Source organism: Rhizobium sp. M10, from assembly GCF_002531955.1.
Lineage (GTDB): Bacteria > Pseudomonadota > Alphaproteobacteria > Rhizobiales > Rhizobiaceae > Rhizobium > Rhizobium etli_C.
Window position 1 is genome coordinate 1 of the sequence record NZ_NWTA01000020.1, and the last position, 26,315, is coordinate 26,315.

Genomic DNA, 26,315 nt, shown 5'->3' on the forward strand with positions numbered 1-26,315 from the left:
AGGACAAACGCGAGGACGGCCGGACCAATCTCATCCCCGGTTCAAGCCAAGGGGCCTGCGGTCCCGGCCATCCGCCGGAGTGCGCACCGATCATCCAACAATCAGCGCAAATTGAACATGCAAGGGGCCGCCTCGCCGATCTTCCGGCTGCTTATTCCATCAGGCAACCGTGACCGGAACCTCGGTCGAGGTGCGCATGGCGTGGCTGTAGGGGCAGACGATGTGGGCGGCGGCGGCGAGCTTTTCGGCGGTTTCGCGGTCGAGACCGGGAATGTTGACCGTCAGCGCCACGTCGATACCGAAGCCGGTGCCGTCTTCGCGCGGGCCGATGCCGACCTTGGCGGAGACCGTCGTTTCCTCCGGAATCTTGACCTTCTGCTGGCCCGCGACAAATTTCAGGGCACCGAGGAAGCAGGCGGAATAGCCGGCAGCGAAAAGCTGTTCGGGATTGGTGCCGGTCGCGCCGTCGCCGCCGAGCTCCTTGGGAACGGTCAGCGTCACGTCCAGGACGCCGTTATCGGAAACGGCGCGGCCGGCGCGGCCGCCGGTGGCAGAGGCTTGGGTCGTATAGAGAATAGGCATGACAATCTCCTTTGGTTGGCCCTTCGATCGGGGTTGGATTTTTAATATCGCACAATTAAATTGCACGCAAGTGAATTTTGCAAATTGCATTTCGGCGTCGAAAAGAAGACAATCGCAGCCTTAGGGCGGGACGATTTTAGGCCGGCTCGGCCTAAAATCTGAATCCTGCTCTATGTAAAAGTGAGAGCATGATGTCGTCCGAAAACCGCTCACACTTTTCGGCATCACGCTCTGGGATGGTGGATATGAAAGCGCAAACGGCAAAGACGATGGAGATACCGGAGGAGGAGAAGCGGCTGGAAAAGCAGCTGTGCTTCGCGGTCTACGCGACGGCACACGCCTTTACCCGCGCCTACAAGCCGATCCTCGACAGGGTCGGCCTCACCTATCCGCAATATCTGGTGATGCTGGTGCTGTGGGAGCGCAGCGAACTGCCGGTGAAGACGATCGGCGAGCAGCTGGACCTCGATTCCGGCACGCTGTCGCCATTGTTGAAACGGCTGGAACAAAGCGGGCTGATCAAGCGCATCCGCGACCTGCGCGACGAGCGCCAGGTCATCGTGTCGCTGACCCCGAAGGGCCAGGCGATGAAGGCCGAGGTCGATACGATCATGACGGCGATCGGACAAGCCGCCGGCTGCACACTGGAGGAACTGGGTGAGATGCGCGACATGCTGCATCGGCTGCGAGCCAATCTCGGCCGGGCCGGCCTCGCCGGCGGCTGACGGCGCTAAAGCGGGCATCGCGATCTTCCAGATTCGCTCCCTGCGCCTTAGCTCTCTATTTTACGCATGTCGTTGCCGCAAAACCGCGCACACTTTTGCGCGACATGCTTAAAGCGCATCGCGATCTTTCAGATTCGCTTCCTGCGCTTTAGCTCTTTATTTTCACGCATGTCGTTGCCGCAAAACCGCTGCACAGTTTTTGCGTGACGGGCTTTAACGACCCCTGCTGGGCGGGATCAAGGCCGCCGCTGAGCGGGTTTGGCCGACGGCCGGCGCTTCTTTGCCGGCGCAGCTTCCGCTTCCGCTTCCGCCTCGGCCGCCTGCTGCAGGCGCAACGCCTTCAGCTTTTCCGTCTTCTTGTCGCGGGCGGAGGCCTCGGCCGCGATGATGGCGCGCGCCGTGTGATCGGTCGCTTCCGCCTTGTCGCGGGGCGACAGCTTGGCGGGATTGAAGAATTCTCCCTTGGTGGCGGTCATGTGCCCCTTTCCCAGGTAACGACAGTGTTTGAACCATGGCTCCGCAGTGCAAGCCGTGATTCCTTGGCCGGGCCGCAATCCACGGCCGGCCGGGATTCCACGTTGGCCGCGATGCCGCGGCCGGGCCGTTGTTCACGGCCGGGTTAGCGGGCGCGAAGAACCTTCTTCGGCGCCGGCAGCAGGCCTTCACGCTGCAGCTTCTTGCGGGCAAGCTTGCGCTGGCGGCGAATGGCTTCGGCTTTTTCGCGGGCGCGTTTCTCGGAGGGTTTCTCGAAGGCGCTGCGCGCTTTCATTTCCCGGAACAGACCTTCCCGCTGCATCTTTTTCTTGAGCACGCGCAGTGCCTGATCGACGTTGTTATCCCTGACGAGTACCTGCAAGATGATATCCTTTCTTCGGCGGCGACGCCGCACTGTCGATAATAAAACGCGGGGCTATTTCCCGATCCTGATGCTCGAAGATTTGAGCCAGGACCCGGCGCCGTCCGACTTGGTCACCGCCTCGGGGGACGCCTCGCATGGTGATTTCCCGGTATCGATGTCGGCCTCGGTGATGCGGCGTTCGAAATTCTCGGCGTCAAACCGGACGCGATATTGCACATGCCCGTGGTCGTTGGGCAAAATGCTGGCGATCCGGCATCGCTTCTCGGCTTTCGCGGTGCGCGTGAGGCCGGATTTCAGCACTATCGTGTCGCCGACTTTGTAGTTTGGCCTGCCCATTGCAGTGTCCCTCAACTCTTCGGCTGTTCAATTGGTCGATCTAAGACCGCGATCAAAGCAAAAAGGCCGGGCGCGGACCCGACCTCTTCCCGTCACTCAGCCCTTCCGCTGCCAGTTTGGTAAGCTCGCTGCCAGTACATCCGTGGTCAGCTCGCTGTCACATCCGTGGCCAGCCAAAGTGCTACAGCGTCCTTTGCCCGTCTTAAAAAGACGCGCGGCGCTGTAGGGCGAATGACAAATCATGCGGCCTGAAGGTTGTCGGCCGCGTTCTTGCCCGAGCGCTTGTCGCGAACGAGGTCGTAACGGACCTTCTGACCTTCGGTGAGTTCGCGCATGCCGGCGCGTTCGACTGCCGAAATGTGGACGAAAACGTCCGTGGAACCATCATCGGGCTGGATGAAGCCGAAACCCTTGGTACCATTGAACCACTTGACGACGCCTGAATTCATAACGATCTCCTTTCAACCGTTTGTGCGCGCGCCCGGGAAGGATGTCCACGGGCAATATCGATGTTGAGACGAGATCTGACGAAGCGCTCTTGGCGCATGGACAAAGGTCACAAGCAAAATTCGATAGGCACCATGTAGGCCTTTTGTCGAATTAAGCAATGCTAAATCAGAAATAAAACTTTTCCGAGCGGGGAATTGCCAGCCGAAAGAGAGGCAGGGGCGGCCGCCGGCGGCCGCCCCGGCGGAATCATTGCCAGACGACGATCGGCGCCTTCGTCGGAACGCGGTCATAGAGATCGATGATATCCTGGTTCAGCAGCCGGACGCAGCCGGAGGAGACGGCCTTGCCGATCGAGCGCCAGTCGGGATTGCCGTGCAGGCGGTAGAGCGTGTCCTCGCCGTTCGAGAAGATATAGAGCGCGCGGGCACCGAGCGGGTTCTTCAGGCCGGGCTCCATGCCGCCATTCTCGATCGAATATTTGACGAGTTCCGGCTGGCGGGCGACCATTTCGTTCGGCGGCTTCCAGCGCGGCCATTTCTGACGCCATTGAATGACGCCCGATCCCTGCCAGGCAAATCCTTCGCGGCCGATGCCCACGCCGTAACGCATCGCCATGCCATCGGCCTGGACGAGATAGAGGAAGCGCGACGGCGTATCGACGACGATGGTGCCGGGCGGCTGGCCGGTGGGATCGACGACGCGCTGGCGATAGTAGCGCGGATCGATCTCTTCATAGGGAACGGCGGGAATGAGGAAACCGCCGTCCTCGACGGGGCCATACATGACGGCAAGCTCAGGCCCGCTCGGCACGCTCGACGCTCCCGGCGACTGAAACAGGCGCATGGGCGAACGGTAGATGATCGACGTGTCGCCCGATGTCACGGTGTTGGCGGAGGAGGCGCAGCCGGTGAGCGCGGAGGCTGCGGTCAGAGCCGAAAGGGAAAGAAAGCTACGGCGGGAAAGATGTCTATCGGAACTCATGACGCGGGACTGATTTCCTTTTGATGCGGGAATCCTGGGATAACGACATAAGGAAATCTATCGGCTTGCGCCAAATAAACCATAGCTTCACGCAGACGTGTTCCTGATGGAGCGGACGATATGGGCAGCGCTGTTGCAGCGCTACATCACAACGATCTCGGCCTTGGCGGGAAGGCGATCATAGAGATCGACGACGTCCTGGTTCAGCATGCGCACGCAGCCGGACGATGTTGCCTTGCCGATCGACTGCCAGTCGGGCGTGCCGTGGATGCGATAGAGCGTGTCCTGCCCGTCCTTGAAGATGTACATGGCGCGCGCGCCGAGCGGGTTCTGGAGCCCCGGATTCATGCCGCCGTTTTCGGCGGAAAAAGCACGAACATCGGGCTGGCGCGAGACCATTTCGGCCGGCGGCGTCCAGCGCGGCCATTTCTGCTTCCACTGGACGACGCCGCGGCCCGACCAGGCGTAACCGTCGCGGCCGAGGCCGACGCCATAGCGCATCGCCTTGCCGTTGCCCTCGACAAAATAAAGGAAACGCGCCTTGGTATCGACGACGACGGTGCCGGGACGCTCGGTCGTCTGGTAATCGACCTCCTGGCGCAGGAATTGCGGCTGCACGCGGCTGACCGGGATCGACGGCAGGGTGAAATCCTCGTCGCGCAGCTCGCCATACATCGCCGCATGCACCGGATTGGTGACCGGCAGGCCATAGGTCTGGTGGAACTGGGTCTTGTAAAGCTCGCGCGTCTGCGGCACCGGCTGATCGGGGATCGGCCGCACCCGGCGCGGATCGACGCCGGGCGGCTGATAGAAGACCGGCGAAGTTTCCTGGACGAAGCGGGCGGGCGAATCGGCGGCGACATCGGGAATGAGGATGTTGCAGCCGCTGAGCGAGGCAGCGACCATCACGAGCCCGGCAATCGGGAAGACCCGGCGCAGAAAATTCATCGAACCACCCTTATCAACGATCGGCGAGACAGCGATATCTTCCGCGACGATGGCATCCGCGGCTGGCGCGAGGCTGGTGTGGGCGCGGGAAAAGCCGCGAGATTAAAACGACCAGAGCCGCTGCGCTTCGCCGCGAAGGGCGGTGATCGCCTGTACCGCAAGATCGCCGTCCATCTGCAGAACGCTTGCGGCATGTTTCAATTCCGTCTCGTCCTCAAGCCTGGTGAGAACCCAGCCGATCTTGCGTTTAATGTCCTGGCCATAAGCTTCCGTCGCCTTCCGAACGGCAACAGCGGGAATCTCCTCATAGCGGGTGAGAAGCATGCCGAGATCGATAGCATCGCGATAGGCCACAGACCGGTCTTGACAGCGGTCAGCATTGGCGAGCAGTTTTTCGGCGAACGTATCGGGCAGCGACAGCGTTGGAACGTTCAGTCGCGAATCGAAACTACCTTCAAGTGCGATCCGCGCCTCGCGCACGATTTCGAAGCGAATAGGCTGGCCTTCGAGGGTAAGGACCGTACGCAGCCCGTATTGGTCTGTCCTGAAGTCCCTGAGCGTCGTGACCGGCGCCCCAAAAAAAGCTCCTACTCCGCTTTCGACCGCCGCCATACGCAAGACGCGATATCCCTCGCCATCCGCGCAGAGAAAATCGACATCGAGCGACAACCGATATTCATCGAGATGCATGACAATGGCTGTTCCGCCGGCAAACCAACACTTGTTGGCCAACAAAAAATCAGCCTCCACCAGCCGAAGGGCCGCAGCGATGGTGCGATGTTCCGGACGTCTGAATTCCATGATGACCACCCAATTTCCGTCCAGCCTAAAGGTGAAGGATAAAAAAACGGAAAATCAGGAGACGAGCAGGACGCCGTTGCCGTATGTCGCTGTGAGATCGCGGATCAGCTGCTTCTCCCGTTCGGTCAACCTGCCGGTATCGATGAAACGCCAATTCCGCTCATAAAGCGCGAAGGCCTCGTTGGCAGGCATGGCGCGCGCGGGATCGCGATTCCAAGCGAGCGATCTCAACTCGGGGAAGTCGTTCGGCACGATCATGGTTTCTGCATCCGTCGTCATTCTAGCAATATAGGGCCGATCGCCCTCCATTTGAAGCGGCGGCGAAATCAGGCCGCCACCCCGTGGAAGAAGCGGATGCTCTGTTCGATCTCGGCCGGCAGCGCCGAGGTGTGGTTGCCGGCGACGGTGTCGGTTTCGATATGGGTGCCGGCGGCGCGGGCACGGCGGGCGAGCAGGTCGGCGCGGTCGTTGAAATGCGCCTCTTCCGTGCCGTGAACCACCCGGACGGGGCATTTGAAGCTGTGGGCGTAGCAGAGCGCCGAACGCACCTCGAATTCATGCGCATTGCTGTCGTCGAAGCGAATGTCCTGAGGATAGCGGCTGAAGAAGCGGAAGGCGTTCGGATTGCCGGAAATCGGCGCGGCGGCGCGGAATTTATGGGTGCTCATCGCCGTCAGCATGGTCAGGGTGCCGCCGATACTATGGCCGGCGATGAACAGGCGCTGGGGATCGACGCCCGGCAGATGCGCCAGCCGCTCGGTGGCGGCGAGAACGTCATCGACCTCGTCGTAAAAGCCGGAGAAATTGCCCCTCTGGCCGTTTTCGCCGCGCAGCGACGGCATCATCACGACATAGCCGGCATCCATATAGGGCTTCATCAGCTGCCAATGGCCGGTGCCCATGGCATTGCCGCCATGCAGGAAGAGCACGGCGGGCTTCGCCGCACGGTCGCGCTTGTATTTCGACACCCAGGCGACCAGTTCAAGCTCGCCGCCATAGCCGGAGCGGTAGAAGATCTTCTCGGCGTCGGCAGCCGCGGCCAGCGATTCGTATTGATCGGGCGCCGGCCCCTTCTGCAGGAGCTTCGTGCGGAAGTGGCGGCGGACCTCGGCGTAGTCGTGCCTGGCAAGGCGTGGTTCATCCGGGACATCGAAAGCGGCCGCTATGCGCGGCAGGACGAGCGCGCCGGCAAGACCGGCCAGCACGGCACGGCGTTGCCGGAAAAAGGAATTTTGTTCATGCGAGCTCATGACGCAGCACCCAAATCATTTCCCCGGCCCGCAAGATTTGCACCGGAAAACGCGCTGGCGCCAATACACATCCTGTTGAAAATATCGCCCTGCGTCATTGTTGCGCAGGCCCACCGGCTCACCCGGGCTTGGCTTCGATCATGGCGATCAGCGTGCGCAGCCGGTCGGCCTCGTAGGGAGGCTTGTCGGGGCGAAGGCGGGCGATGCGGGGAAAGCGCATGGCCACCCCGGATTTGTGCCGCGTCGAGCGATTGATGCCCTCGAAGGCGACCTCGACGACGAAGCCGAAATCCCTGTCGGCGCGCACGGCCCGCACCGGTCCGAAGCGCTCGGTGGTGTTGTTGCGCACGAACTTGTCGAGCAGCTCGAGCTCGGCATCGGTGAAACCGAAATAGGCCTTGCCGACCGGCACCAGCTGCTCGCCGTCCTCGTCGTCTGCCCAGACGCCGAAGGTGAAATCGGAATAGTAGCTCGAGCGCTTGCCGTGGCCGCGCTGGGCATACATCAGCACCGCATCGACATTGTAAGGATTGCGCTTCCACTTGAACCAGGGGCCTTTCATGCGGCCGGCCTGGTAGATGCTGTCGCGCCGCTTGATCATCACCCCCTCGATAACCGGATCGGGCGGGGCGGCGCGCAAAGCGTCGAGCTCCTCCCAGGACGAGAAAGGCACGAGCGGCGAGAGATCGAAACGGTCATGGGGGGCGCGGTCGATGACCCCGGCCAGATGCTCGCGGCGATCGACATAGGCGCGGCCGCGAATATCCTCCTCGCCGTCAAACAGCAGGTCATAGGCGCGGATGAAGGCGGGATAGTCATCGAGCATCTTCGCCGTCACCGTCTTGCGGTTCAGCCGCTGCTGCAGGTCGGAGAAGGTGCGCGTCGGGCTGTTGGAGCGGGCGGTGCCGCCGACCAGCAGCTCGCCGTCGACGACGCCGGAAAAATTGATCGCATCGAGAATATCGGGAAAGGCGCCGGAGATATCGTCACCGGAGCGCGAATAGATTTTGCGCCGATCGCCGGAGCGGGAAAGCTGGACGCGGATGCCGTCCCATTTCCATTCGGCGGCGTAGTCGCCCGGGACGAGACCGGCCAGATCCCCCTCCTCCACCGCATTGGCGAGCATGACGGAATGGAAAATCGCAGGTGTCGCCAGCGCCGGCTTGTCGCCGCCGCCCGCCAGCCATTGAAACAACGTCTCGTAAGGCGGCTGCAGGCCGTGCCAGAGGGTTTCGATCTCGGTGACGTCCTTGCCGCCGAGATCGGCCAGCGCCTGCTTGGCGAGCCGGGCGGAGACGCCGATGCGCATGGCGCCGGTCGCAAGCTTGATGAAGGCGAAGCGGCCGGAGGAGTCCAACCGGTCGAGCAGATCGCGGACATAGCCGCGCACTTCGGTGCGGCCGAGCCCGTTCATGCGGGTGACGACCTCGCCGAGGCGCGGCTGGGCAAGGGCCGAGCGGTCGATATCCCGTTCATTGTCCCAGACCAGCGAGATGGTTTCGGCGAGATCGCCGACATAATCGTAGGAATAGCGGAACAGCACCTCGTCCATGCGCTCCAGCACCAGTTCACGCAGCATGGCCGGCTTGACGTTGCGCACCTCCAGCGTGCCGGCAATGGCGGCCAGACCATAGCCGCGGTCGGGATCGGGCGTATCGTGGAAATAGTCGGTCAGCAGCTTCAGCTTGCCGTTGCGGCTGGGGGTGAGGACGAGGCGGTCGAGGAGGTCGGCGAAGGCTTTCATGTCGGCCTCCGGGCTTGGCAACAAGACCCCTCCCCAACCCCTCCCCACAGGTGAGAGGGACTAACCTGTGGCACTGCCCTGCCCTCTTTCGGCCTCAGCGTTCCCGGCGGTGATTTTACGACGGGACGGCGCGACACGTTAAGCCCCTCCCCCTTGTGGGGAAGGGTTGGGGAGGGGTTTTGATCCAGCTCGCAACTCATCTCAATCCGCCTCATCCTCATAACCCACCAGATGCAGCGGTTTGGCTTTGATGCCCTGCAATTGGCACCAGCGCACCAGCGCCTCCTCGCGGCCGTGGGTCACCCAGACCTCGGCCGGGTGCAGCTCGCGGATCGTTTCGGTCAGTTCCGGCCAGTCGCAATGATCGGAGATGACGAGCGGCAGTTCGACGCCGAGCTGTTTGGCGCGCTGGCGCACCATCATCCAGCCGGAGGCGAAGGCCGGCAGCGGTTCGTTGAAGCGGCGCGCCCAGCGGTCGGCGAAGGCCGAGGACGGGCCGATGACGACGGCGCCCCTGAAGGCGGATTTGTCGCTGCTTTCGATGGTCGCCGGCCGCAGCTCGCCGAGATCGATGCCCTGCCCGACATAATAATCGCAGAGCTTCTCCATGGCGCCGTGAATATAGATCGGCTCGACGTAGCCGGCATCGCGCAGCAGCCGGATGACCCGCTGGGCCTTGCCCAGCGCATAGGCGCCGACGAGATGGGTGCGCTCGGGAAATTGCCGGAGCGAGGCCAGCAGCTTGCCGGTCTCGTCGAGCGGATCGGGATGATGGAAGACCGGCAGGCCGAAGGTCGCCTCGGTGATGAAGACATCGCAGGCAACCGGCACATAGGCCGCGCAGGTCGGGTCGGGGCGGCGCTTGTAATCGCCGGAAACGACGATGCGGGTGCCGTTCCTCTCGATGGCGATCTGGGCCGAGCCGAGCACATGGCCGGCGGGATGAAAGCTCACCTTGACGCCGTTGATCAGCAGTTCCTCGCCGAAACCGGCAATCTGCTCGCTGGCGCAGAAGCCGTCGCCGTAACGCAGGCGCATGATGTCGAGCGTCTGGCGGGTGGCAAGCACGTTCACATGGCCCGGCCGGGCGTGATCGGAATGGCCGTGGGTGACGAGCGCCCGCTCGACCGGCCGCACGGGATCGACATAAAAGCCGCCTTCCGGGCAATAGAGCCCTTCCGGGGCGGGATAAAGCAGCGCGTCAGCTCTCATACCGCAAGAGATAGCGGGAAATGGGCGCGAGGCCAGAGGAAGCGAGCTTCATCACCTTATCCCGTCGAGGAAGGATAAAATTGCGGCGTTGAACTGCGCGGGACGCTGCAGCGGCGCGAAATGGCTGACGCCGGGCAAGTAGATCATCTGCGCATTCGGAATGCTGCTGGCGAGATATTCGGCATGTTCGGCTTTGATGAATTCGTCGTGTTCGCCGAGCACGATTGCGACCGGCACGCCGATGCGGCCGAGGTCGGCGGCCTGATAGTTCGGCTCGGTGCGCATCATCAGGCTCACCGCCTCGACGAAGGCATTGAAATCGTCCGGCGTGGCGGACAAGGCCGCATAATCCTTGGCGTGGCGTCTGAAGCATCGGTCGATGACCGGGGTCGGAACGAATTCCCGTGTGCCGCTCGGATCCATGTTGCAGGCGAAGAAGAAGACGCCCTCGACGCGCGACGGCGCCGCCGCGGCGAGGATCAGGGCGATGCAGGCGCCGTCGCTCCAGCCGACGAATGCCGCCTGTTCCAGAGAGAGTTCGTCCATGACGGCAAGCACGTCGGCGGCCATCAGCTCATAGGTGTAGGGACGGGCATCGCGGGTGCTGCGGCCATGACCGCGGCTGTCGATCAGGACGACGCGGCGGCCACTTTGGAGCAGCGCCGGGACCTGATAGCCCCAGTTGCCGCTGTGGCCGAGGCCCCCGTGCAGCAGGATGACGGCCGGCCCGGCGCCGTAGCTCGCATACCAGATGCGGGCGCCCTCGCGCCCGACATGGCCTTCGACTGCGGCCGGCGGCAAGGGGTCAGCGCCGTGGGCTTCGAAATGGATGAGCTCGTCGTCGTGTCGTTCCATGGCGATGACAGTCCTTTCGGGTTTATCGGCGGCCAGCATAGAAAAGCCGGAAAACAGCCCAAGAACAACCAGAATCGCTTTCTAGCTGTTGCGTCCTTCGATGCAATCAGGGGGAGCAATATGGGCAGGAAGCTTTTCTATTGCGCCGGCGCAATCGCGCTCGCCGCGGCCGGCATCTACCTCAATAATACCAGCCTGCTTGCCGCGCATCGGCCGGGAAGCCCGGTGCTGCTCGCCCATCGCGGCATCGCCCAGCGCTTCGACGAGACCGATCTGAAGAATGATACCTGCACGGCGAGCCGCATGCTGCCGCCGAAACACGATTATCTCGAGAATACCATCCGCTCGATGCAGGCGGGCTTTGCCGCCGGCGCCGATATCGTCGAGATCGACGTGCACCCGACGACGGACGGGCAGTTCGCCGTCTTCCACGACTGGACGCTCGACTGCCGCACCGACGGCCACGGCGTCACTCGCGAGCATGCGATGGCCGACATGAGGAAGCTCGACATCGGCTATGGCTACACCGCCGATGGCGGCAAGAGCTTTCCCTTTCGCGGCCGCGGCATCGGCATGATGCCGACGCTTGCCGAGGTACTGTCGACCTTTCCGGATCGGCGCTTCCTGATCAACGTCAAGAGCCGCGATCCTTCCGAGGGCGAAAAGCTCGCCGCCGTGCTCAACGGACTTTCCACCGAGCGCCGGGCCGAGATCATCGTCTATGGCGGCGACGAACCGATCGACGTCATCCGCCGGCGCGTGCCCGATATCAAGACCGCCTCGCGCCAAAGCCTGAAGGGCTGCCTCACCGGCTATATCGGCTATGGCTGGACCGGCCTGCTACCGGATGCCTGCAAGCAGCGGATGATGCTGGTGCCGATCAATATCGCGCCCTGGCTCTGGGGCTGGCCCGATCGCTTCCTCAACCGGATGCAGGATGCCGGCACCGAAGTTTTCGTGCTCGGCCCTTATCGAGGCGGTGAGTTTTCCACCGGTATCGACGACCCCGCGCAGTTGGCGCGACTGCCGCAAAACTATGCGGCAGGCATTTGGACGAATGAGATCGAGACGATCGGACGGCTCCTGGAATGAGGCGGAGCCGCCACCCGCCTCAGAACTCCTCCCAGTCGCCGCCGGCGACTGCCGCGTTGCCATGGAAGGCTGCGCCCACTTTTGCAGCCATTGCCCGCGGTGCCGATGCGACGGACCTGGAAGCGGCCGTTGCCACGGCGGGGCGCTGCTGGCGCGAGGCTTGGCCGCCGATATTGAACTGGCCCAGCAGCTGGAAAAGCGCGTCGGCTTCCTTGGCGAGGCTATGTGCGGCAGCCGTCGATTCCTCGACCATAGCGGCATTCTGCTGCGTGCCCTGGTCCATGGTGTTTACCGCAGTGTTGATTTCCTTCAACCCCGTCGCCTGCTCCTTTGAACTCTCGACGATCGCAAGAACATTGCTGTTGACCTGCTGAACCTGGGCGACGATCTCTTCGAGAGCCTTGCCGGTTTCGCCGACCAGCGTCACTCCGCGCTTCACGTGCTCGTTGGAGGCCCCGATCAGCTCCTTGATCTCCTTTGCCGCCTTGGCCGATCTCTGAGCAAGCTCGCGAACCTCTTGCGCGACCACCGCAAAACCCTTGCCGGCATCGCCCGCGCGCGCCGCCTCGACGCCCGCGTTCAGTGCCAGGAGATTGGTCTGGAAGGCGATTTCGTCGATGACGCCGATGATATTGCCGATCTCTGCGGACGATGTCTCGATCTTGCCCATCGCATCGACGGCGCTGCGGACCACCGCGCCGGAACGCTCGGCGTTCTCGCGGGTCCTTCGAACCAGCTGGCCGGCTTCCTGGGCACGATTGCTCGAATCGGAGACTGTTGTGGTGATCTCTTCAAGGGCGGCTGCGGTTTCCTCGACGGAAGCCGCCTGCTGTTCCGTACGCTTCGACAAATCGTCCGAGGCTGAACGAACCTGCTGGGCGCTGGCAGCGATGCCCGTCGCGTTTTGAGCCACGACCTGCATCGCTGTGCGCAGCTTGGTGGCCGCGGCGTTGAAATCGGTGCGGAGCCTTTCCAGTGTCGGAATGAATGGTGTTGCGACCTCCTGGGTCAAATCGCCGCCGGCCAGGCCCATCAAAGATGCCGCAAGCTGATCGACATTGTTGACGCGGGCAGTAACGTCAGTCGCGAATTTGACGACCTTGAACACCTTACCGTTCATGTCGAGGATCGGATTGTAGGTGGCCTGGATGTAGATCCTTTTGCCGCCCTTGCCGATGCGCAGGAACTCATCCGCCACGAATTCACCCGCTGCCAGGCGCTCCCAGAACCGGCGATAATCCTCGCTGTTTGCGTAGGCGCTCTCGCAGAACATGGAATGGTGGCGGCCCTGGATCTCGGCAAGCTGATAACCGAGCGCCGACAGGAAATTCTCGTTCGCTGTCAGAATCTCTCCTTTCGGCGTGAATTCGATAACAGCCTGGGCGCGCGACAGCGCGTTTATCTTGCCGGCATCTTCGGCGCTCTGCAGTTTCTGCCTGGTGATATCGGTCGCGAACTTCACCACTTTATACGGCTTTCCGCCACTGAAGACGGGATTGTAGGAAGCTTCAATCCAGATTTCCCTGCCGCCCTTGCCGATGCGCTTGTATTGCCGCTGATCAAACGCGCCTCGGCTGAGCTTTGCCCAAAACTCGCGATAGTCGGCCGACGAGGCTTCTGCCGGCTCGACGAACATCCGGTGGTGCTGGCCGACAATCTCTGACAATTCGTAGCCGAGCGCGGCGCAGAAATTGGCGTTGGCCGTCAGAATCTTGCCGGTGAGGTCGAACTCGATGATGGCTTGTGACCTGCTCATCGCCGCCAGTACGGCCTTGGCATCCGAACCGAAGCCGAATCCTAGTGTCTTCATGCTGTCCCCCTAACTCAGCTCTTAAGCCAATGACTGCCGCGACCCCACCGGACTTGCGTTAGATGAGCGATCTGGGAATAGAATCCGATAAATTCTTTAAGTTTGCATTAACCCCACCTTTGCCCCGACAGCAGCCCCCGCTGCTGAACCCAAAAGCAGAAGAATTACAAATAAAATCAGTTATTTGAACAAAGCTCTTCGAAAGGTCGGCTTCGACACAGCAAGTTCCGGCGGGGATTTCGAGCGTGAAGACAGCGTTTTTTCCACCTGCGCCGCCCTGAAAATTCTAAGAACGGTTTACTCTTTGTTAAGCAATCATCCGCCCCTTATCTCCGTATTTCCGGCGGTGAACGGCCTTTCTGTTTTCCCGCTGCAAGTGCATATTTCATCGTCCTTCGAGCGTGCAGAATCAGTTGCTGGACACGTCGGCCGCGAAGCGCTGGATGCGATTGTTGATCGGAGAAAGACATGATGCTCGAGGATGAGTTCAATCGAATTGAGGAAGTCGCTGCAGGCTTCAAGACGCATTACGAAGTGTTCAAATATATGAAGGGCCTCACACAGGACCTTGGAATGAATGCTTTCCTGTTCATGACACTGCCGACGGTCGACATAGTTGAGATCGGCGCGACCAAGATCATCACCAATTGGCCGGCGGAAATGGTGGATTACTATGATGCCCATAATCTGATGATCGACAGCCCGGTCATCCGCCGGATGATGAGGTCGACCAGCCCCTTCAACTATGATGTCGAAGCGATCAATACCAATCGTGGAGGAGGCAAGAAGTCGACGGTCATCGAGCTGTTCAACCGATATGGCATGGAAAAAGGGGCCTATTTCCCCGTTCACGACGCGGCGGGCGGACGTGGCGCCATGTCGATTTCGGGTTCTCGGAATTTCAGCATGATCGAAATGGCGAAGCTCCTGTTCATCGCCACGCTCATCTATGACCGGCTCTCGCAGCTCACATTGAACGAGAAGCACAAACCCATCGAGTTTACGCGGAGCGAACTGGACTGTCTCAGGCTCACCGCCGGCGGCAGGAAGGGCAACGAAATTGCAAAGCTTCTCGATCTCACCGAAAATGCGGTCAACAATCACATCGGCAGCGCGATCAAGAAGCTCGGCTGTACGACAAGAACGCAGGCAGTCGTCAGTGCTCTGCGCCTCAATATCATTCGAGTTTAGATCGCGGCGATCAGCAGGCTTATGAAATGACGTTCAGAGGTCCCGCGCCCGCAGCAATGCCGGGATCTCTTCCGGAGAGACGGGCTTGGAAAAGCGATACCCCTGCGCCTCCTCGCAGCGCGCGTGACGCAGGAAATCCATCTGGGCATCGGTTTCGACGCCTTCGGCAAGCACCGAAAGCTTCAGCGTCTGCGCCAGCGAAATCACCGCCGAGGCGATGGCGACGGCGGTCTTGTCGCCCGGCAGCGCCTCGACCAGCGAACGATCCATCTTCAGCCGGTCGAAGGGGAAGGTCTTCAGCGCCGCAAGGCTGGAATAGCCGGAGCCGAAATCGTCGATCGACAGGCGCACACCGAGCGCCCGCAGCGATGCCATCATCGCAAGCGCGCGTTCGGCATCCTGCATCACCACGCTTTCGGTGACCTCGAGCTCCAGCCAATGGGATTGCAGGCCGTGGCGCTCCAGCGCCTCGGCGACATGGCTTGCGAAATCCGGATCGGCGAATTGCTTGGCCGAGACGTTGACGGCGATCGTCAGCGGCGTCAGGCCCAAATCCTGCCAGGCGCGCGCCTGGCGGCAGGCCTCGTTCAGCACCCAGAGCCCGAGGGGAACGATGAGGCCGGTCTCTTCGGCGAGCGGGATGAAATTGACCGGCGGCACCCTGCCCTTGGCCGGATGGTTCCAGCGGACCAGCGCCTCGATGCCGGTGATGCGGCCGGTGGCGACATCGACCTGCGGCTGATATTCGAGGAACAGCTGATCGCCTGTTATCGCCTGGTGGAGCTCCTCCTGCTCGCCGAGCGGCATGCCGACCGGTGTGCCGGCGCCATCGTGATGCTGCAGCGTATTGCGGCCGAGCTGCTTGGCCCGGTACATGGCGCGATCGGCATTAGCGAGGAGCTCTTCGGCGGTTGCGCCGTCGACGGGGAAGGCGGCAACGCCGATACTCGCGGTGATGGCGATGTCACCGCTCTCGCCGCGCATCGGCCGGTTGATCGCCTTCTGCAATTCGCGCAGGCGCCGCGCGATGCCGGCGTCGTGGCTCGACTGGTGGACGAGCACCACGAGGAATTCGTCGCCGCCGAGCCGCACCACCATATCCGAGGCGCGGACGCTGTTGGCCATGCGGGTGGCGATCTCCTTCAGCACTTCGTCGCCGGCGGCGTGGCCGCGGCCGTCATTGACGTCCTTGAAATTGTCGAGATCGATATAGGCGACGGTGACCTTGCGATTGTTGCGCCGGGCCTGATCGAGGATGCTGGCCAGCCTTTCCTTCAGGAAGGCGCGGTTCGGCAGGCCGGTCAAATCATCATGATGGGCCATGAAATGGATGCGGTCATCGACGCGCTTGCGCTCGATGGCGATGCCGGCGATGTGCGTGGCGAGCGCCACCAGCTTCATCTCATGCTCGGTGGGACGGCGGACTTCCCTGGAATAGAGGGCGAAGGTGCCGAGCACATTATTCTCAGAGGTGGCGATCGGCGTCGACCAGCAGGAGCGGAAGCCGAAGGGGGCAATCAGCGCGCGGAAATCCTCCCAGAGCGGATCGCTCATCACGTCCTCGACGATCACGGTCTGGCCGCGCCAGGCGGCGGTGCCGCAGGAGCCGACCTTGGGGCCGATGGTGACGCCGTCGATCAGGCGGCTGTAGCCGCCGGGCAGATTGGGAGCTGCCCCGTGATAGAGCCTGGTGCCCTCGCTGTCGAGCAGCAGCACCGATCCGTCGATGCCGGTCAGCTGCGCCTCGATCATCAGCACCAGCGCTTCGAGGATCATCGGCAACGGCTCGTTGCGGGCGATCATTTCGAGCAGTTTCGCCTGGCCGCGATGGAGATCTTCCTGGAGCTTGCGTTCGGTGATATCGCGGGAAACACCGATCAGCCCGATGATTTCGCCGCGATCGTTGCGCAGCGGAATCTTCGAGGTCAGCCGGCAGACCGGCCTGGGGCTGCCGGGAAGAACGACCGTTTCCTCCATGTCGATCCGGGCCTGGCCGGTCGCCATGATCTGCTGCTCGATATCGAAATGACGGCGCGCCACCTCGAAATCGAACAGGTCGAAATCGCGCTTGCCGGTGATCTCATCGGCACTCCCGAAGCCAAGGTTGCTGGCGGTGACGGCATTGGCGAAGACGAAGCGGCTGTCACGATCCTTGACGTAGAGGAAATCCGGCAGTTCGTGGATGATCGCTTTCAGGCGCAGGTTCTCGACGCCTTCGGAGAGGTGGTGGGCGGTCGACGCCATCATTGCCTCGGTCGCGGCAACGAAGCGCCGCGTTTCGGCCGTCAGGGCCTCGGCCGATTCCCATCGCCTGGCACTTGGTTCGTGCATTACCCCATTCTCCCCGGCCCCGCAGTCGTCATTTCCCTTCAAAGTAGTCCTGAAGTCCTTCGGCTTGCTTAAGTGACAGAGTGAACAACACGCCAAAATAAGCGGCGAGATCCTGCCCTCAACCTCGGCGGCAACCGCAATTTCGCGCGCCGGGGAAAAGTCTGTGCCAAAAGAAGACAGGCGGGATGGCACGTTTCCTGCTAGAGGCGGGCCATGACAGGAGCGCCCGGAATGCCTTCACGCCGCGACATGCTTCTCTTTCTCGCCGTCTCGGCGGTTGCGGGCGGGACGTCGCGCGCGTTTGCCTCGCCGCTGACGGCTGCTGCCCAGCCCGATTTGCGCGGTGCGATCGATGCGGTGGAATATCGCGCCATTCCCGAAAGCGGCGACCGCAAGGCCCGCAACCTGGAGCAGATGATCAAACAGGCGGCGGCCGAGAACGTGCCGGTCTTCCTGCCGCCCGGCACCTACCGGATCTCCAATCTCACCTTGCCCGACAATACCCGCATCACGGGCGTGCCCGGCGCTTCGCGGATCGTCTATACCGGTGAAGGCCATCTCTTCGCGGCCGAGAATGTGCGGCGCATCGAGCTTTCCAATCTCGTCATCGACGGCGGCAACCGCTGGCTCGGCGATTATGCCGGCGGGCTCGTGCAATTTACCGGCGTCGACGAGGTGCTGATCGACAATTGCGAAATCGGCGGCAGCCGCAAGCACGGCCTGCAGTTGGAGCGTTGCGGCGGACGGATCGAGCGCAGCCGCATCTCAGGTGCGGCCCAAGCCGGGCTCTACGCGGTCGATTCCGCCAATCTTTCGGTCACCGGAAATACGATCGCCGATTGCGGCAATGGCGGCATTCTCGTGCATCGCTGGAAGAAGGCGGAAGACGGCACGGTCGTTTCCGGCAACCGGATTTCCAACATCCGCGCCAATGACGGCGGCACCGGCCAGAACGGCAACGGCATCAACATCTTCCGCGCCGACGGGGTGATGGTTGTCAATAACCATATTTCCGACTGCGCCTTTACGGCGATCCGCGCCAATTCGGCCTCGGACATCCAGATCAGCAGCAACCAGTGCCGGCGCTCCGGTGAGACGGCGATCTATGTCGAATTCGCCTTCGAGGGTGCTGTGGTCTCCGCCAACCTGATCGACGGGGCGGCCAATGGCATTTCGATCGCCAACTTCGACGAAGGCGGCAGGCTCGCGAGCGTCACCGGCAACGTCGTGCGCAACCTGACGCTGAAAGGCCCCTACCAGCACGAGGTCGGCTTCGGCATCGGCATTGCAGCGGAGGCCGATACGCTGGTGTCGGCCAATGTGATCGAGGGCGCACCGCGCTGGGGACTGCAGATCGGCTGGGGCGCCTATCTGCGCAATGTCGTCGTCAGCGGCAATGTCGTGCGCAAGGCCCCGGTCGGCTGCGCCGTCTCGGTCGCCGCCGGCGCCGGTACCGCCGTCATCACCGACAACGTCTTCCAGGAAACCACGGACGGCGCGGTTCTCGGCTTCGAGTGGGAGAAAAAAGTCTCCGGCGAGATGGCGGACGGCGGCTCGCCCTATGCCCAGCTCACCGTCGAGCGAAACCGCGTGTCCTGAGAAGAGGATTGCTTCTCAGCGACACAGGGATACTATATCTCTTTGTTTTTGCTTCACTCCTGTGAAGTAGCGGCTGTTATATGCAACCCGCGGCGTTCTAGGAGACCTCATTTTGAGCCATTGCTATGCGCACTTGAAATTTTACCCTGAGAGGGTAATTTAGTTGTGGAGAAACGCAGGGCTCACTATAATCTCGCCACCGTCATCGCCGTTGTCATGGATCGGAGGGCGGCAGCCTTCACCAAAAGTGCCATCGACGGCGGGAGGGCAATGGGGCTCACCGTTTCGGAAATGATCGACGTCATCTGCGCGCTCAAGAGCGGCCATCTTTATAAGTCGATGACGACTTATAAAGACAACACCGTTTGGCAGGATGTTTATCACGCCAATACGCCTGTTGGTAAAGCTTATGTCAAAAGTCACGCTGAGGGAGGATGGCGCACCCGTCATCCAATTCAAGGAGTTGTAGCAATGGCCAGGATATGTGTTTGCTGTGACGCAAAGTCCGAAATGACGCCATTCTTCGATGAAACCCATCAAGTTACGTTTCGCGATCTGAAAGCGGAGGTCGGCGGTTTGTCGGGTTTTCGTTGCGGCTCATGCGGCGAGATCGAGTATGACCAGCCCAGTGCGGAACGTTATGCTCAAGCCGGCGATGCGCTGGTCTTGCAGGATAGGCAAGCGGTCGGCGAGGATCTGCGTCGAATTCGCAAGAAACTCCGCATCAATCAGACTGAAGCATCGGCGTTGACCGGCGGTGGGCACAATGCGTTCTCACGCTATGAGACCGGAAAAGTCAGTCCGCCACCCGCTGTGGTCAACCTTTTTCGAATGCTCGATCGGCATCCGGACGATATCAAGGAATTGCGCCGCGCCTAACTCGCCGGCACCTTCGCTGGGATTGATCTTCGGCTTGACGCAACTCCCGGCAAGTCGCTTCGCGCTATTGCCGGTTGCCCCCGCGTGGAGCAGGCATTGCCACACCCTTGGTTACTGCGTCTGATAGGTGCCAGTCACGCTCGCTTCCGCCAATGCGTGTTTCCTTGCCTCCGCCCACATGGCGTTGATGCCGGCGGCATCCGGAATCGAAAGCGTCGGCACGTCGAGGGCGGCGAGGCGGAAAATATAGTGGTGCGGGCGATCGCCTTGCGGCGGTTGCGGGCCGTCGTAACGGGCATTGCCGAAATCGTTCTTGTAGAAGCGCGGCGCCTGCTCCGGTGCGGTATCGGCGCTTTCGCCGAGTGCCGTCCACTGCGCCGGGATATTGGCGATGCCGCAATGGCGGAAAGTGCCGCGCGGGGCGTCCGGATCCTCGACCACCAGTGCAAAGCTCCTGGTCTCGGCGGGAGCGCCGCTCCAGGCGAGCGGTGGAAAGAGATTCTCGCCGGCGCGCGCATATTTCTTCGGGATCGGCTGATCCTGCGCAAAGGCCTTGCTGATCAATGTCAAAGTCATGACATTCTCCTTTATCTTTCTCCTTTGTCCTTCAGGCTCCTTTGTCTCCTTCAGGAACGACCGCCTCCCTTCTTATGTTCACTTTCCTGATTGCGGCCGCGCATAATCGTGCGATCGTCGCTGCCCGCATCCGGGGCGGGCTTCAAATCATTGCCTTTCCGATGCGCCTGCCTCGCCTGCGCATTGCGCTGCAGATCCGCTGCGGCGTCGAAATCTTTGTCGGCATTTGCCGTTTTCTCGCGTTTTTCGATGACGCGAAGCTGCTGTTCATGCGTCTTCTTCCCCGTCATGACATTCCTCCTGTCTCAGCCCGCGCCCCTGCTTTTAGGGTCGAACCCACCGGCCTTCTCATTGTTCCCCAGACCCTGAAATGTGCTTCCGACCGCCGGCGATTTCCGGCATTACGCAGCCGCATCAAAAGCTTTCATCGTCCCATCAGCGGCGAGGACTTTTTCCAGAGAGATCCGGCGTTTACGGTTTCTCCGACACATCGGAGGGGTATGGCCATGCTGACAATCTACGGAGTCTATCGATCGCGCGCCTCGCGCGTCTACTGGATGGCGCATGAACTCGGGCTCGAATTCCGCTCCGTGCCGGTGCTGCAGGCAAGGCGGCTCGCCGATCCGCTCTCCGAGGAAGCGCCGCTCAACACCCACTCGCCCGATTTCGCTACCGTCAATCCGATGGCGCAGATCCCCAGCATTCGCGACGGCGACCTCGTCATGCACGAGTCGCTGGCGATCAACCTCTACCTCGCCCGCAAACATGGCGGGCCGCTTGCCGGACAAACCGTCGAAGAAGACGGATTGCTGACGATGTGGACGATCTGGGCGGCCTCGCAGGTCGAACCGCATTCGGTCAGGATCGTGCTCACCTATGATAACGGGCTCGAAAACAGCCAGGAGGGCAAGGAAGCGATCGCCGCCGCCTGCTACGGGCTGCGCCGACCACTTGCTGCGCTCGAAGGCCACCTTGCCGGTCGGCAGTGGATCGTCGGCGACCGCTTCACCGTTGCCGATCTCAACATCGCCGAGGTGCTGCGCTACGCCCAGAGCGAGACGGCGCTGTTCGATGCGCATCCTGATATCAAGGCCTGGATCGAGCGCTGCCAATCGCGTCCCGCCTACAAGGCGATGCAGGCAGCGCGCAGCAAGGAGCCGGTCGAGGTCTGATCTATCGAAACAAGGCGAGCGTGCCGGCCATTTCCTCGCGGATCCAGGCCTTGAAATCCTTGACCTTCTTCGGCTCGCGCGCACCCTCGGCGGTGATGAAATAATGGCCGAAGCCGGTGCGCGCCCGAATGCCGAAGGGGGCCGCCAGCCGGCCTTCGGCAAGCGCGAAGGCAGCAAGCGTCTGCCAGGCGAGCATGACGCCCTGGCCGGCAATCGCCGCATCGAGGCAGAGCGAGGCATCGTTGAAGACGTGGCGGGTCGCAAGCGTCGCGCCCGATAGCCCCGCCTCGCGCATCCAGACCTCCCAGCTGAACATGGCGCGACCATCGATGATGGCAGGCAGGGCGAGGATATCGGCGGGCTCTTTCAATTTCGCCGCCATCTCCGGCGAGCAGACCGGAAAGACCTCTTGTGGCAGCAGCAGTTCGGCCCTCACGTCAGGCCATTTGCCGGTGCCGACGCGGATGCCGATATCGACATCGCAGAGCGCCGGACTGACGAGATTGGTGGTCGCGTCCAGCCGCAGCTTGATGTCGGGATGGCGCTCGGCGAAACGATCGAGCCGGCAGACGAGCCAGCGGGCGGCAAAAACCGGGGCCACCGAGATGGTCAGGATTGTATCGTCCTTGCGGCTGGCGATCGACACCGCCGCCGAAAGACGGGCAAAACCCTCGTCGAGCGCATGAAGCACCGGCCGGCCGGCTTCGGTAACGATCATGCCGCGGGCGGTGCGCTCGAAGATCACCTGCCCCAGCTGCGCCTCAGCCTTGATCACCTGCTGGCTGACGGCGCCGACCGAGACGCCAAGCTCGTCGGCGGCCGCCTGCAGCGAGCCGAGACGGCCGACCGCCTCCAGCGCCCTGAGGCCGTTGAGATGGACCGTGTTGAGGTTCTTCATATAGTTTTTCTATAGCAGCGCCGCGGTAAACTCAATTGAAAATCCGTCCGCGCAAGCCGACATTGCAGCATAGGATCATGATCCAGCACCGCTGGAGAAAGCGAGGACTGCCGTGTCGTTGCTGAAGTTTTTCTTGAAGCCTATTGCTGCTATCAACAGCACGCAACCCGCCAATACCCCGACCTGGGAGGAGGATCCGCTGCGCCATCCCGACGTCGAGCGTATGTCGCTGCGCGAACTCGCCGATCTGCCGCTCGGCGCGGAGATCGTCATTCCCCCGCAGGAGAGACCCGCGCTGGCGAAATGCGCGTGAAACTATGCTAGGCTCCGCCCGAGAAAAAAGGGCGGGACAATGGCCGGCGATGTCGACCTTATCTTCGAGCGCTTGAAGCGGCTGGCGGCGGAAGCCGGCCTGCCCGACGTCGAGGAGAGCACCTCCTATGGCAATCCGGCGCTGAAGGTTGCCGGCAAGAGTTTTGTGGCGGTGAAAAACCCCGAGACGATCGTCATCTCGATTTCGCTCGACGACAAGGATCATCTCCTGGAAATGGCGCCCGACATCTACTTCCAGACCGATCATTATGTCGGCTGGCCGCATCTGCCGCTGCGCGCCGCCCTGATCGGCGATGACGAATTGCGGCTGCGGCTGATCGGCGCCTGGCTGTTCCGGGCGCCGAAGAAGCTGGCCAATCGTTTCGGGCGTCAGCCCCGATCATAGGCCAGAGCGCGCTGAACCGCGGGGCCGCTGCAGCATGCGGGCGTGGTGGGCGCAAGGCGGCGAAACCATCGGCAGTCAGTTCGACGATCACGTTTTTCTCGGAGCTTGAGAGGTGCGTCCGCTTTGGCGGCTGAGGGTATTTGCGGATCGGTCGTAGAAAAACCTTACTTGGCACCTGCATTCGCCCGACGCCACGTCAATTCCGGCGTCGCGAGCCTATCTGTTTCAGCAAAGAGATTTCAGTGCCAGCAATTCGAAAAATCCTATTCGGACTCCTAGCAATTTTAACGGTCGTGATTGTCGTCGGCGCCGGCTGGCTCTGGCAGGTCGCGGGTGTTTACGGTTTCAACACCGTCCTGCGGCGCGGTGGAACCTATTGGACCGACATGAAACCTGACGACGAGCGCCTCTCCGCCTCCATGCGTTTGGCGTTGAGCCCCGTGATCCCGGCCGTTCTGCCCGGGCCGCTGGTCTGGCAGGAGCCGGAGACGGGGTTCGAGGTGGCGGAGTTGCCGGTTCTTGCCGATGGCCGCGAAGTCGACCGGATCTTTCTCAGCAGAGTTGACCCGGCCCGCTTTCGATTCGTCACGCATAATGCGGCTGCGGGCGATACCGGCATCGACGAATGGGAAAAGGCTTTGCCTAACGCCGTGCTCATCGTAAACGGCAGCTATTATGACATGCATGGCAGGCCCGACACGCCCTTCGTCAGCGAGGGCATTGCGATGGGTCCTCAGCAATATGACGCGAAGGCGGGCGCCTTCATTGCCGGCAAAGACACGGCCGATATCCGCGATCTGACGCATCAAGACTGGCAGGCAGCTTTTGCCGGCGCGTCGAACGCCATGGTCTCCTATCCGCTCCTGATCGGCGATGACGGGCAGACGCATGTGAATGTGAAAAGCCGCTGGCTGGCGAACCGTACCTTTGTCGCCAAGGACGATTTGGGGCGTGTCGTCATCGGGACGACAAAGGACGCGTTCTTTTCCCTCGACCGGCTGGCAGAGTTTCTCAAGACCTCGCCGCTCAATCTCAAGGTCGCGCTCAATCTTGACGGCGGTCCTCTCGCCTGCCGGAGTGTTCGGCTGAATGGCTATCGGCAAAAATTCTACGCAAGGTGGGAGTCTCAGGCGGACGGCGATAGAGTAAGCCTGCTCCGCTGGCCGATTTCCGAGGCCAACTGGGCCATGCCGATCGTGCTGGCTGTCGAGCGGAAGTAGGTCGGGCGGTACTGCGCTGAGGGGCGGATCCAATGACACGCGCATTGACCCGCCGCCTTTTCGGGCCTAGATAGCTAGACAGTCTAGCCAGGAGACCTCGCATGGAATGGCAGTTGCAGGACGCCAAGAACCAGTTCTCGAAAGTGGTACAGAGGGCGCGAGATGAGGGGCCGCAGGTGGTTACGTTGCGCGGAGAGCGCGCGGCTGTCGTCTTGTCCGCCCGCGATTACGACGCCCTGCGCGCCGGCCGCCCGACGCTGGTCGACGATCTACTGGGCGGTCCTGCCTGGGACGACGAGCTTGCCGACGCCGTGGAAACGCGGGCGAAGATCCCTAGCCGCGGCGTGACCTTCTGATGTATCTGATTGATACGAACATCGTCTCGGAGGCGCGGCGCGGCACGCCGCAGGCGGTTGCCTGGCTGCGCTCCGTCGACCCGCTGAGCATCCACCTGAGCGCCCTGACCCTTGGCGAGATCATGCGCGGCATTGCCCTCAAACAGAAGTCGGATCCGAAGGCGGCAGCCCACCTTGCCGAGTGGCTGCGCAAGTTGCGCCATGACCACGGCGCCCGCATCCTTCCGGTAACAGATCAGATCGCCGTGGAATGGGGCCGAATCGCCGCGATCCGGCCGCGCGGCGACATCGACGGGCTGATCGCCGCGACCGCCATCGTCCATGATCTGATCGTCGTCACCCGCAATGTCGGCGATTTCAATGATACGGGCGCATCGGTGATCGATCCCTGGGAGACCTGGGCATGACCTCCGGGATTCGGCGGTCACCCTGCCCCGCGGGCTTCAGGTTTAGCCATCAACCCCGATCGTAAGCGAGCGCGCGCTGAACGGCGGGGCGCTGCAGCATGCGGGCGTGGTGATCGCTGACCTTTGCGAAGCGGGCGGGATCGACGCCGTCGGCCGGCAGCCAGTCGGTTATGACGAAGAGATAGGGGTCAGCGAGCGAATAGGTCTCGCCCATCACCCAGGGACCTTTGAACATCGTCTCTTCGATCAGGGTGAAACAATCGGCCATATTCTGCGGCACCTTCGCCTTCATCGCCTCGATCGCTGAGGGATCGTCGGACCAGCGGGAGCCGCGCCGGCGATGGGCATGGTTCACATGCACGGTCGAGCAGAGATAGCTGTTGAAGGACTGCAGCCGCGCCATCTCGAAAACATCGCCGAGCGGCGCCAGTTTGGCGGCCGGCGCGCTTTCGGCGATAAAGCCGAGAATCGCCGGCGTTTCGGTCAGCACACCGCGGTCGGTGATCAGCGCCGGCACGCGTCCCTTCGGGTTGATCTTCAGATAGTCCGGCGAACGCTGCTCGCCATTGGCGAAGCTGAGCTTCTTCGTTTCGAAGGCAAGGCCGGATTCTTCCAGGGCGATCAGGCTTGCGAGCGCGCAGGTTCCCGAGGCGTAATACAATGTCAGCATGGTTCTCGTCTCCCTTTCGAGAATTGGTATAGCGCAGCCGTCGCGATGCTGAAACTAGCGGATTGCTGTTCTGACACTGGGTGGGACGCCCCTCATCCGCCTGCCGGCACCTTCTCCCCGTTCTGACGGGGCGAAGGGGACAAGCGGCGAGCTCTCAGTTCCTCACCGACCTAGCGCAGGGCACGTCCCCTCTCCCCGTTTTACGGGGAGAGGGCTAGGGTGAGGGGCAGCCCACACCCACGAACTCTCGCCCTCAGCCGCAGCCCGGCACATCCTCCAGCCGATGCCAGACCGGGATGCCGCGTTCCCTGGCGATGCGCACGTCATTGTCGGCGCCCTTGGAATCGCCAGGCAGACGCAGCACACCCTCGCAGAGCTGAAGCAGCCGGCCGGCGACCGGGTGGAAGATTTCCTCGTAGAGCGCGTCGCCGACCGATCTGCCGCCGGCGGCATGCCAGATCGGCAGCGCTACCCATTCGCCGATCATCGGCACGTGGCCGGCGGCAAACAGCTTGTGCGAAGGCTCCTCCAGCCGCTTCAGGTTGGCGGCCATCTTTTCCGGGTCGTCGCCCGTTCCCGACCGGTAAGGCCCGGCAATCAAAATCAGCATCTTTCACTCCATCACTGAGCACTCCCGGCCTCATGCACGGGAT

At 62.0% G+C, this 26,315-nt stretch carries 32 protein-coding genes; 12 read left to right on the top strand and 20 right to left on the bottom strand.

The window, feature by feature from the left end:
• Positions 1-159: 159 nt before the first annotated feature.
• Positions 160-582: an organic hydroperoxide resistance protein gene (locus CO671_RS25100; RefSeq protein WP_064681889.1), complete on the bottom strand. Its 423-nt coding sequence runs from the start codon at positions 580-582 to the stop codon at positions 160-162.
• 236 nt (positions 583-818) lie between these two features.
• Between CO671_RS25100 and CO671_RS25105 the strand changes: the two genes are divergently transcribed.
• Positions 819-1,307: a MarR family transcriptional regulator gene (locus CO671_RS25105; RefSeq protein WP_097608161.1), complete on the top strand. Its 489-nt coding sequence runs from the start codon at positions 819-821 to the stop codon at positions 1,305-1,307.
• Positions 1,308-1,543: 236 nt separating this feature from the next.
• Here CO671_RS25105 and CO671_RS25110 read toward each other — a convergent pair whose 3' ends face one another.
• From CO671_RS25110 to CO671_RS25165, 12 genes are all read right to left on the bottom strand, one after another.
• Positions 1,544-1,783, bottom strand: coding sequence for a hypothetical protein (locus CO671_RS25110; protein WP_097608162.1), 240 nt, complete (start codon positions 1,781-1,783; stop codon positions 1,544-1,546).
• A 143-nt stretch (positions 1,784-1,926) separates the two neighbouring features.
• Positions 1,927-2,163, bottom strand: coding sequence for a 30S ribosomal protein S21 (gene rpsU, locus CO671_RS25115; protein ID WP_003569533.1), 237 nt, complete (start codon positions 2,161-2,163; stop codon positions 1,927-1,929).
• A 54-nt stretch (positions 2,164-2,217) separates the two neighbouring features.
• Positions 2,218-2,502 carry a cold-shock protein gene (locus CO671_RS25120; protein WP_097608163.1) on the bottom strand — a complete coding sequence of 95 codons (285 nt, stop codon included), beginning with the start codon at positions 2,500-2,502 and terminating at the stop codon, positions 2,218-2,220.
• A gap of 239 nt (positions 2,503-2,741) precedes the next feature.
• On the bottom strand, positions 2,742-2,951 hold the full coding sequence (locus tag CO671_RS25125; RefSeq protein ID WP_004676036.1) for a cold-shock protein: 210 nt from the start codon (positions 2,949-2,951) through the stop codon (positions 2,742-2,744).
• A 247-nt stretch (positions 2,952-3,198) separates the two neighbouring features.
• On the bottom strand, positions 3,199-3,933 hold the full coding sequence (locus CO671_RS25130; RefSeq protein ID WP_097608164.1) for a L,D-transpeptidase family protein: 735 nt from the start codon (positions 3,931-3,933) through the stop codon (positions 3,199-3,201).
• Positions 3,934-4,074: 141 nt separating this feature from the next.
• A complete protein-coding gene (locus tag CO671_RS25135) occupies positions 4,075-4,881 on the bottom strand; it encodes a L,D-transpeptidase (protein WP_097608165.1) in 807 nt (268 codons plus the stop codon).
• Positions 4,882-4,983: 102 nt separating this feature from the next.
• On the bottom strand, positions 4,984-5,682 hold the full coding sequence (locus CO671_RS25140) for a nucleotidyl transferase AbiEii/AbiGii toxin family protein (RefSeq protein ID WP_010031764.1): 699 nt from the start codon (positions 5,680-5,682) through the stop codon (positions 4,984-4,986).
• A gap of 54 nt (positions 5,683-5,736) precedes the next feature.
• The gene (locus CO671_RS25145; protein WP_097582789.1) at positions 5,737-5,961 is read right to left on the bottom strand and encodes a hypothetical protein; all 225 of its coding nucleotides are present in this window, start codon (positions 5,959-5,961) and stop codon (positions 5,737-5,739) included.
• 47 nt (positions 5,962-6,008) lie between these two features.
• On the bottom strand, positions 6,009-6,932 hold the full coding sequence (locus CO671_RS25150) for an alpha/beta fold hydrolase (RefSeq protein WP_097608166.1): 924 nt from the start codon (positions 6,930-6,932) through the stop codon (positions 6,009-6,011).
• A 118-nt stretch (positions 6,933-7,050) separates the two neighbouring features.
• Positions 7,051-8,676 (bottom strand): cisplatin damage response ATP-dependent DNA ligase, encoded by a 1,626-nt coding sequence (locus CO671_RS25155; protein WP_097608167.1) that lies wholly within the window; start codon positions 8,674-8,676, stop codon positions 7,051-7,053.
• Positions 8,677-8,877: 201 nt separating this feature from the next.
• On the bottom strand, positions 8,878-9,888 hold the full coding sequence (locus tag CO671_RS25160; RefSeq protein ID WP_097608168.1) for a ligase-associated DNA damage response exonuclease: 1,011 nt from the start codon (positions 9,886-9,888) through the stop codon (positions 8,878-8,880).
• Between the two features lie 51 nt (positions 9,889-9,939).
• The gene (locus CO671_RS25165) at positions 9,940-10,743 is read right to left on the bottom strand and encodes an alpha/beta hydrolase (RefSeq protein ID WP_010033683.1); all 804 of its coding nucleotides are present in this window, start codon (positions 10,741-10,743) and stop codon (positions 9,940-9,942) included.
• A gap of 120 nt (positions 10,744-10,863) precedes the next feature.
• On the opposite strand from CO671_RS25165, the gene CO671_RS25170 reads away from it, so the two are divergent.
• Positions 10,864-11,835, top strand: coding sequence for a glycerophosphodiester phosphodiesterase family protein (locus CO671_RS25170; RefSeq protein ID WP_097608270.1), 972 nt, complete (start codon positions 10,864-10,866; stop codon positions 11,833-11,835).
• Positions 11,836-11,854: 19 nt separating this feature from the next.
• Here the strand turns inward: CO671_RS25170 and CO671_RS25175 are convergent, their stop codons facing one another.
• The gene (locus CO671_RS25175) at positions 11,855-13,645 is read right to left on the bottom strand and encodes a PAS domain-containing methyl-accepting chemotaxis protein (protein WP_097608169.1); all 1,791 of its coding nucleotides are present in this window, start codon (positions 13,643-13,645) and stop codon (positions 11,855-11,857) included.
• A gap of 184 nt (positions 13,646-13,829) precedes the next feature.
• Between CO671_RS25175 and CO671_RS33445 the strand changes: the two genes are divergently transcribed.
• Positions 13,830-14,117 (top strand): hypothetical protein, encoded by a 288-nt coding sequence (locus tag CO671_RS33445; protein WP_141514489.1) that lies wholly within the window; start codon positions 13,830-13,832, stop codon positions 14,115-14,117.
• Complete coding sequence (locus CO671_RS25180) at positions 14,114-14,836, top strand: LuxR family transcriptional regulator (RefSeq protein WP_097608170.1); 723 nt, start codon at positions 14,114-14,116, stop codon at positions 14,834-14,836. The genes CO671_RS33445 and CO671_RS25180 overlap by 4 nt, the downstream gene beginning before the upstream one ends.
• Before the next feature lie 33 nt (positions 14,837-14,869).
• On the opposite strand, the gene CO671_RS25185 is transcribed toward CO671_RS25180, so the two are convergent.
• The gene (locus CO671_RS25185) at positions 14,870-17,167 is read right to left on the bottom strand and encodes an EAL domain-containing protein (protein WP_097608171.1); all 2,298 of its coding nucleotides are present in this window, start codon (positions 17,165-17,167) and stop codon (positions 14,870-14,872) included.
• Positions 17,168-17,398: 231 nt separating this feature from the next.
• On the opposite strand from CO671_RS25185, the gene CO671_RS25190 reads away from it, so the two are divergent.
• On the top strand, positions 17,399-18,766 hold the full coding sequence (locus tag CO671_RS25190) for a TIGR03808 family TAT-translocated repetitive protein (protein ID WP_097608172.1): 1,368 nt from the start codon (positions 17,399-17,401) through the stop codon (positions 18,764-18,766).
• Positions 18,767-18,931: 165 nt separating this feature from the next.
• Complete coding sequence (locus CO671_RS34280) at positions 18,932-19,645, top strand: type II toxin-antitoxin system MqsR family toxin (RefSeq protein ID WP_245425032.1); 714 nt, start codon at positions 18,932-18,934, stop codon at positions 19,643-19,645.
• 111 nt (positions 19,646-19,756) lie between these two features.
• On the opposite strand, the gene CO671_RS25205 is transcribed toward CO671_RS34280, so the two are convergent.
• Positions 19,757-20,221, bottom strand: a complete 465-nt coding sequence (locus tag CO671_RS25205) for a YbhB/YbcL family Raf kinase inhibitor-like protein (RefSeq protein WP_097608174.1) — start codon at positions 20,219-20,221, stop codon at positions 19,757-19,759.
• Between the two features lie 50 nt (positions 20,222-20,271).
• Entirely contained in the window at positions 20,272-20,511 is a 240-nt protein-coding gene (locus CO671_RS25210; RefSeq protein WP_097608175.1) for a hypothetical protein, read from the bottom strand.
• Between the two features lie 216 nt (positions 20,512-20,727).
• Here CO671_RS25210 and CO671_RS25215 point away from each other — a divergent pair, with 216 nt between their 5' ends.
• Positions 20,728-21,393: a glutathione S-transferase family protein gene (locus tag CO671_RS25215; RefSeq protein WP_097608271.1), complete on the top strand. Its 666-nt coding sequence runs from the start codon at positions 20,728-20,730 to the stop codon at positions 21,391-21,393.
• Position 21,394: 1 nt separating this feature from the next.
• Here the strand turns inward: CO671_RS25215 and CO671_RS25220 are convergent, their stop codons facing one another.
• Positions 21,395-22,291 carry a LysR substrate-binding domain-containing protein gene (locus tag CO671_RS25220; RefSeq protein ID WP_097608176.1) on the bottom strand — a complete coding sequence of 299 codons (897 nt, stop codon included), beginning with the start codon at positions 22,289-22,291 and terminating at the stop codon, positions 21,395-21,397.
• Positions 22,292-22,403: 112 nt separating this feature from the next.
• On the opposite strand from CO671_RS25220, the gene CO671_RS25225 reads away from it, so the two are divergent.
• The 5 genes from CO671_RS25225 (at position 22,404) to CO671_RS25245 (ending at position 24,992) form a co-directional block, all read left to right on the top strand.
• A complete protein-coding gene (locus CO671_RS25225) occupies positions 22,404-22,604 on the top strand; it encodes a hypothetical protein (RefSeq protein WP_097608177.1) in 201 nt (66 codons plus the stop codon).
• 39 nt (positions 22,605-22,643) lie between these two features.
• Positions 22,644-23,009 (top strand): MmcQ/YjbR family DNA-binding protein, encoded by a 366-nt coding sequence (locus CO671_RS25230; RefSeq protein WP_097608178.1) that lies wholly within the window; start codon positions 22,644-22,646, stop codon positions 23,007-23,009.
• A 242-nt stretch (positions 23,010-23,251) separates the two neighbouring features.
• The gene (locus tag CO671_RS25235) at positions 23,252-24,229 is read left to right on the top strand and encodes a phosphodiester glycosidase family protein (RefSeq protein ID WP_097608179.1); all 978 of its coding nucleotides are present in this window, start codon (positions 23,252-23,254) and stop codon (positions 24,227-24,229) included.
• A gap of 101 nt (positions 24,230-24,330) precedes the next feature.
• Entirely contained in the window at positions 24,331-24,585 is a 255-nt protein-coding gene (locus CO671_RS25240) for a type II toxin-antitoxin system Phd/YefM family antitoxin (RefSeq protein ID WP_097608180.1), read from the top strand.
• Positions 24,585-24,992, top strand: coding sequence for a type II toxin-antitoxin system VapC family toxin (locus CO671_RS25245; RefSeq protein WP_097608182.1), 408 nt, complete (start codon positions 24,585-24,587; stop codon positions 24,990-24,992). Before CO671_RS25240 ends, CO671_RS25245 begins: the two co-directional genes overlap by 1 nt.
• 49 nt (positions 24,993-25,041) lie before the next feature.
• Here the strand turns inward: CO671_RS25245 and CO671_RS25250 are convergent, their stop codons facing one another.
• Together CO671_RS25250 and CO671_RS25255 are read right to left on the bottom strand one after the other, a co-directional pair.
• On the bottom strand, positions 25,042-25,662 hold the full coding sequence (locus tag CO671_RS25250) for a glutathione S-transferase family protein (RefSeq protein ID WP_097608183.1): 621 nt from the start codon (positions 25,660-25,662) through the stop codon (positions 25,042-25,044).
• A 253-nt stretch (positions 25,663-25,915) separates the two neighbouring features.
• Positions 25,916-26,272 carry a DUF4406 domain-containing protein gene (locus tag CO671_RS25255; protein WP_097582755.1) on the bottom strand — a complete coding sequence of 119 codons (357 nt, stop codon included), beginning with the start codon at positions 26,270-26,272 and terminating at the stop codon, positions 25,916-25,918.
• Between the last annotated feature and the right edge of the window lie 43 nt (positions 26,273-26,315).

Coding starts and splice junctions, on each gene's coding strand:
- CO671_RS25230 (WP_097608178.1), top strand. CDS start 22,644: ATGGCCGGCGATGTCGACCTTATCTTCGAGCGCTTGAAGCGGCTGGCG.
- CO671_RS25160 (WP_097608168.1), bottom strand. CDS start 9,888: ATGAGAGCTGACGCGCTGCTTTATCCCGCCCCGGAAGGGCTCTATTGC.
- CO671_RS25130 (WP_097608164.1), bottom strand. CDS start 3,933: ATGAGTTCCGATAGACATCTTTCCCGCCGTAGCTTTCTTTCCCTTTCG.
- CO671_RS25210 (WP_097608175.1), bottom strand. CDS start 20,511: ATGACGGGGAAGAAGACGCATGAACAGCAGCTTCGCGTCATCGAAAAA.
- CO671_RS25180 (WP_097608170.1), top strand. CDS start 14,114: ATGATGCTCGAGGATGAGTTCAATCGAATTGAGGAAGTCGCTGCAGGC.
- CO671_RS25135 (WP_097608165.1), bottom strand. CDS start 4,881: ATGAATTTTCTGCGCCGGGTCTTCCCGATTGCCGGGCTCGTGATGGTC.
- CO671_RS25140 (WP_010031764.1), bottom strand. CDS start 5,682: ATGGAATTCAGACGTCCGGAACATCGCACCATCGCTGCGGCCCTTCGG.
- CO671_RS25220 (WP_097608176.1), bottom strand. CDS start 22,291: ATGAAGAACCTCAACACGGTCCATCTCAACGGCCTCAGGGCGCTGGAG.
- CO671_RS25155 (WP_097608167.1), bottom strand. CDS start 8,676: ATGAAAGCCTTCGCCGACCTCCTCGACCGCCTCGTCCTCACCCCCAGC.
- CO671_RS25120 (WP_097608163.1), bottom strand. CDS start 2,502: ATGGGCAGGCCAAACTACAAAGTCGGCGACACGATAGTGCTGAAATCC.
- CO671_RS25205 (WP_097608174.1), bottom strand. CDS start 20,221: ATGACTTTGACATTGATCAGCAAGGCCTTTGCGCAGGATCAGCCGATC.
- CO671_RS25165 (WP_010033683.1), bottom strand. CDS start 10,743: ATGGAACGACACGACGACGAGCTCATCCATTTCGAAGCCCACGGCGCT.
- CO671_RS25185 (WP_097608171.1), bottom strand. CDS start 17,167: ATGCACGAACCAAGTGCCAGGCGATGGGAATCGGCCGAGGCCCTGACG.
- CO671_RS25245 (WP_097608182.1), top strand. CDS start 24,585: ATGTATCTGATTGATACGAACATCGTCTCGGAGGCGCGGCGCGGCACG.
- CO671_RS25175 (WP_097608169.1), bottom strand. CDS start 13,645: ATGAAGACACTAGGATTCGGCTTCGGTTCGGATGCCAAGGCCGTACTG.
- CO671_RS25105 (WP_097608161.1), top strand. CDS start 819: ATGGTGGATATGAAAGCGCAAACGGCAAAGACGATGGAGATACCGGAG.
- CO671_RS25170 (WP_097608270.1), top strand. CDS start 10,864: ATGGGCAGGAAGCTTTTCTATTGCGCCGGCGCAATCGCGCTCGCCGCG.
- CO671_RS25250 (WP_097608183.1), bottom strand. CDS start 25,662: ATGCTGACATTGTATTACGCCTCGGGAACCTGCGCGCTCGCAAGCCTG.
- CO671_RS25100 (WP_064681889.1), bottom strand. CDS start 582: ATGCCTATTCTCTATACGACCCAAGCCTCTGCCACCGGCGGCCGCGCC.
- CO671_RS25240 (WP_097608180.1), top strand. CDS start 24,331: ATGGAATGGCAGTTGCAGGACGCCAAGAACCAGTTCTCGAAAGTGGTA.
- CO671_RS25190 (WP_097608172.1), top strand. CDS start 17,399: ATGCCTTCACGCCGCGACATGCTTCTCTTTCTCGCCGTCTCGGCGGTT.
- CO671_RS25125 (WP_004676036.1), bottom strand. CDS start 2,951: ATGAATTCAGGCGTCGTCAAGTGGTTCAATGGTACCAAGGGTTTCGGC.
- CO671_RS25215 (WP_097608271.1), top strand. CDS start 20,728: ATGCTGACAATCTACGGAGTCTATCGATCGCGCGCCTCGCGCGTCTAC.
- CO671_RS25110 (WP_097608162.1), bottom strand. CDS start 1,783: ATGACCGCCACCAAGGGAGAATTCTTCAATCCCGCCAAGCTGTCGCCC.
- CO671_RS25145 (WP_097582789.1), bottom strand. CDS start 5,961: ATGACGACGGATGCAGAAACCATGATCGTGCCGAACGACTTCCCCGAG.
- CO671_RS25150 (WP_097608166.1), bottom strand. CDS start 6,932: ATGAGCTCGCATGAACAAAATTCCTTTTTCCGGCAACGCCGTGCCGTG.
- CO671_RS25255 (WP_097582755.1), bottom strand. CDS start 26,272: ATGCTGATTTTGATTGCCGGGCCTTACCGGTCGGGAACGGGCGACGAC.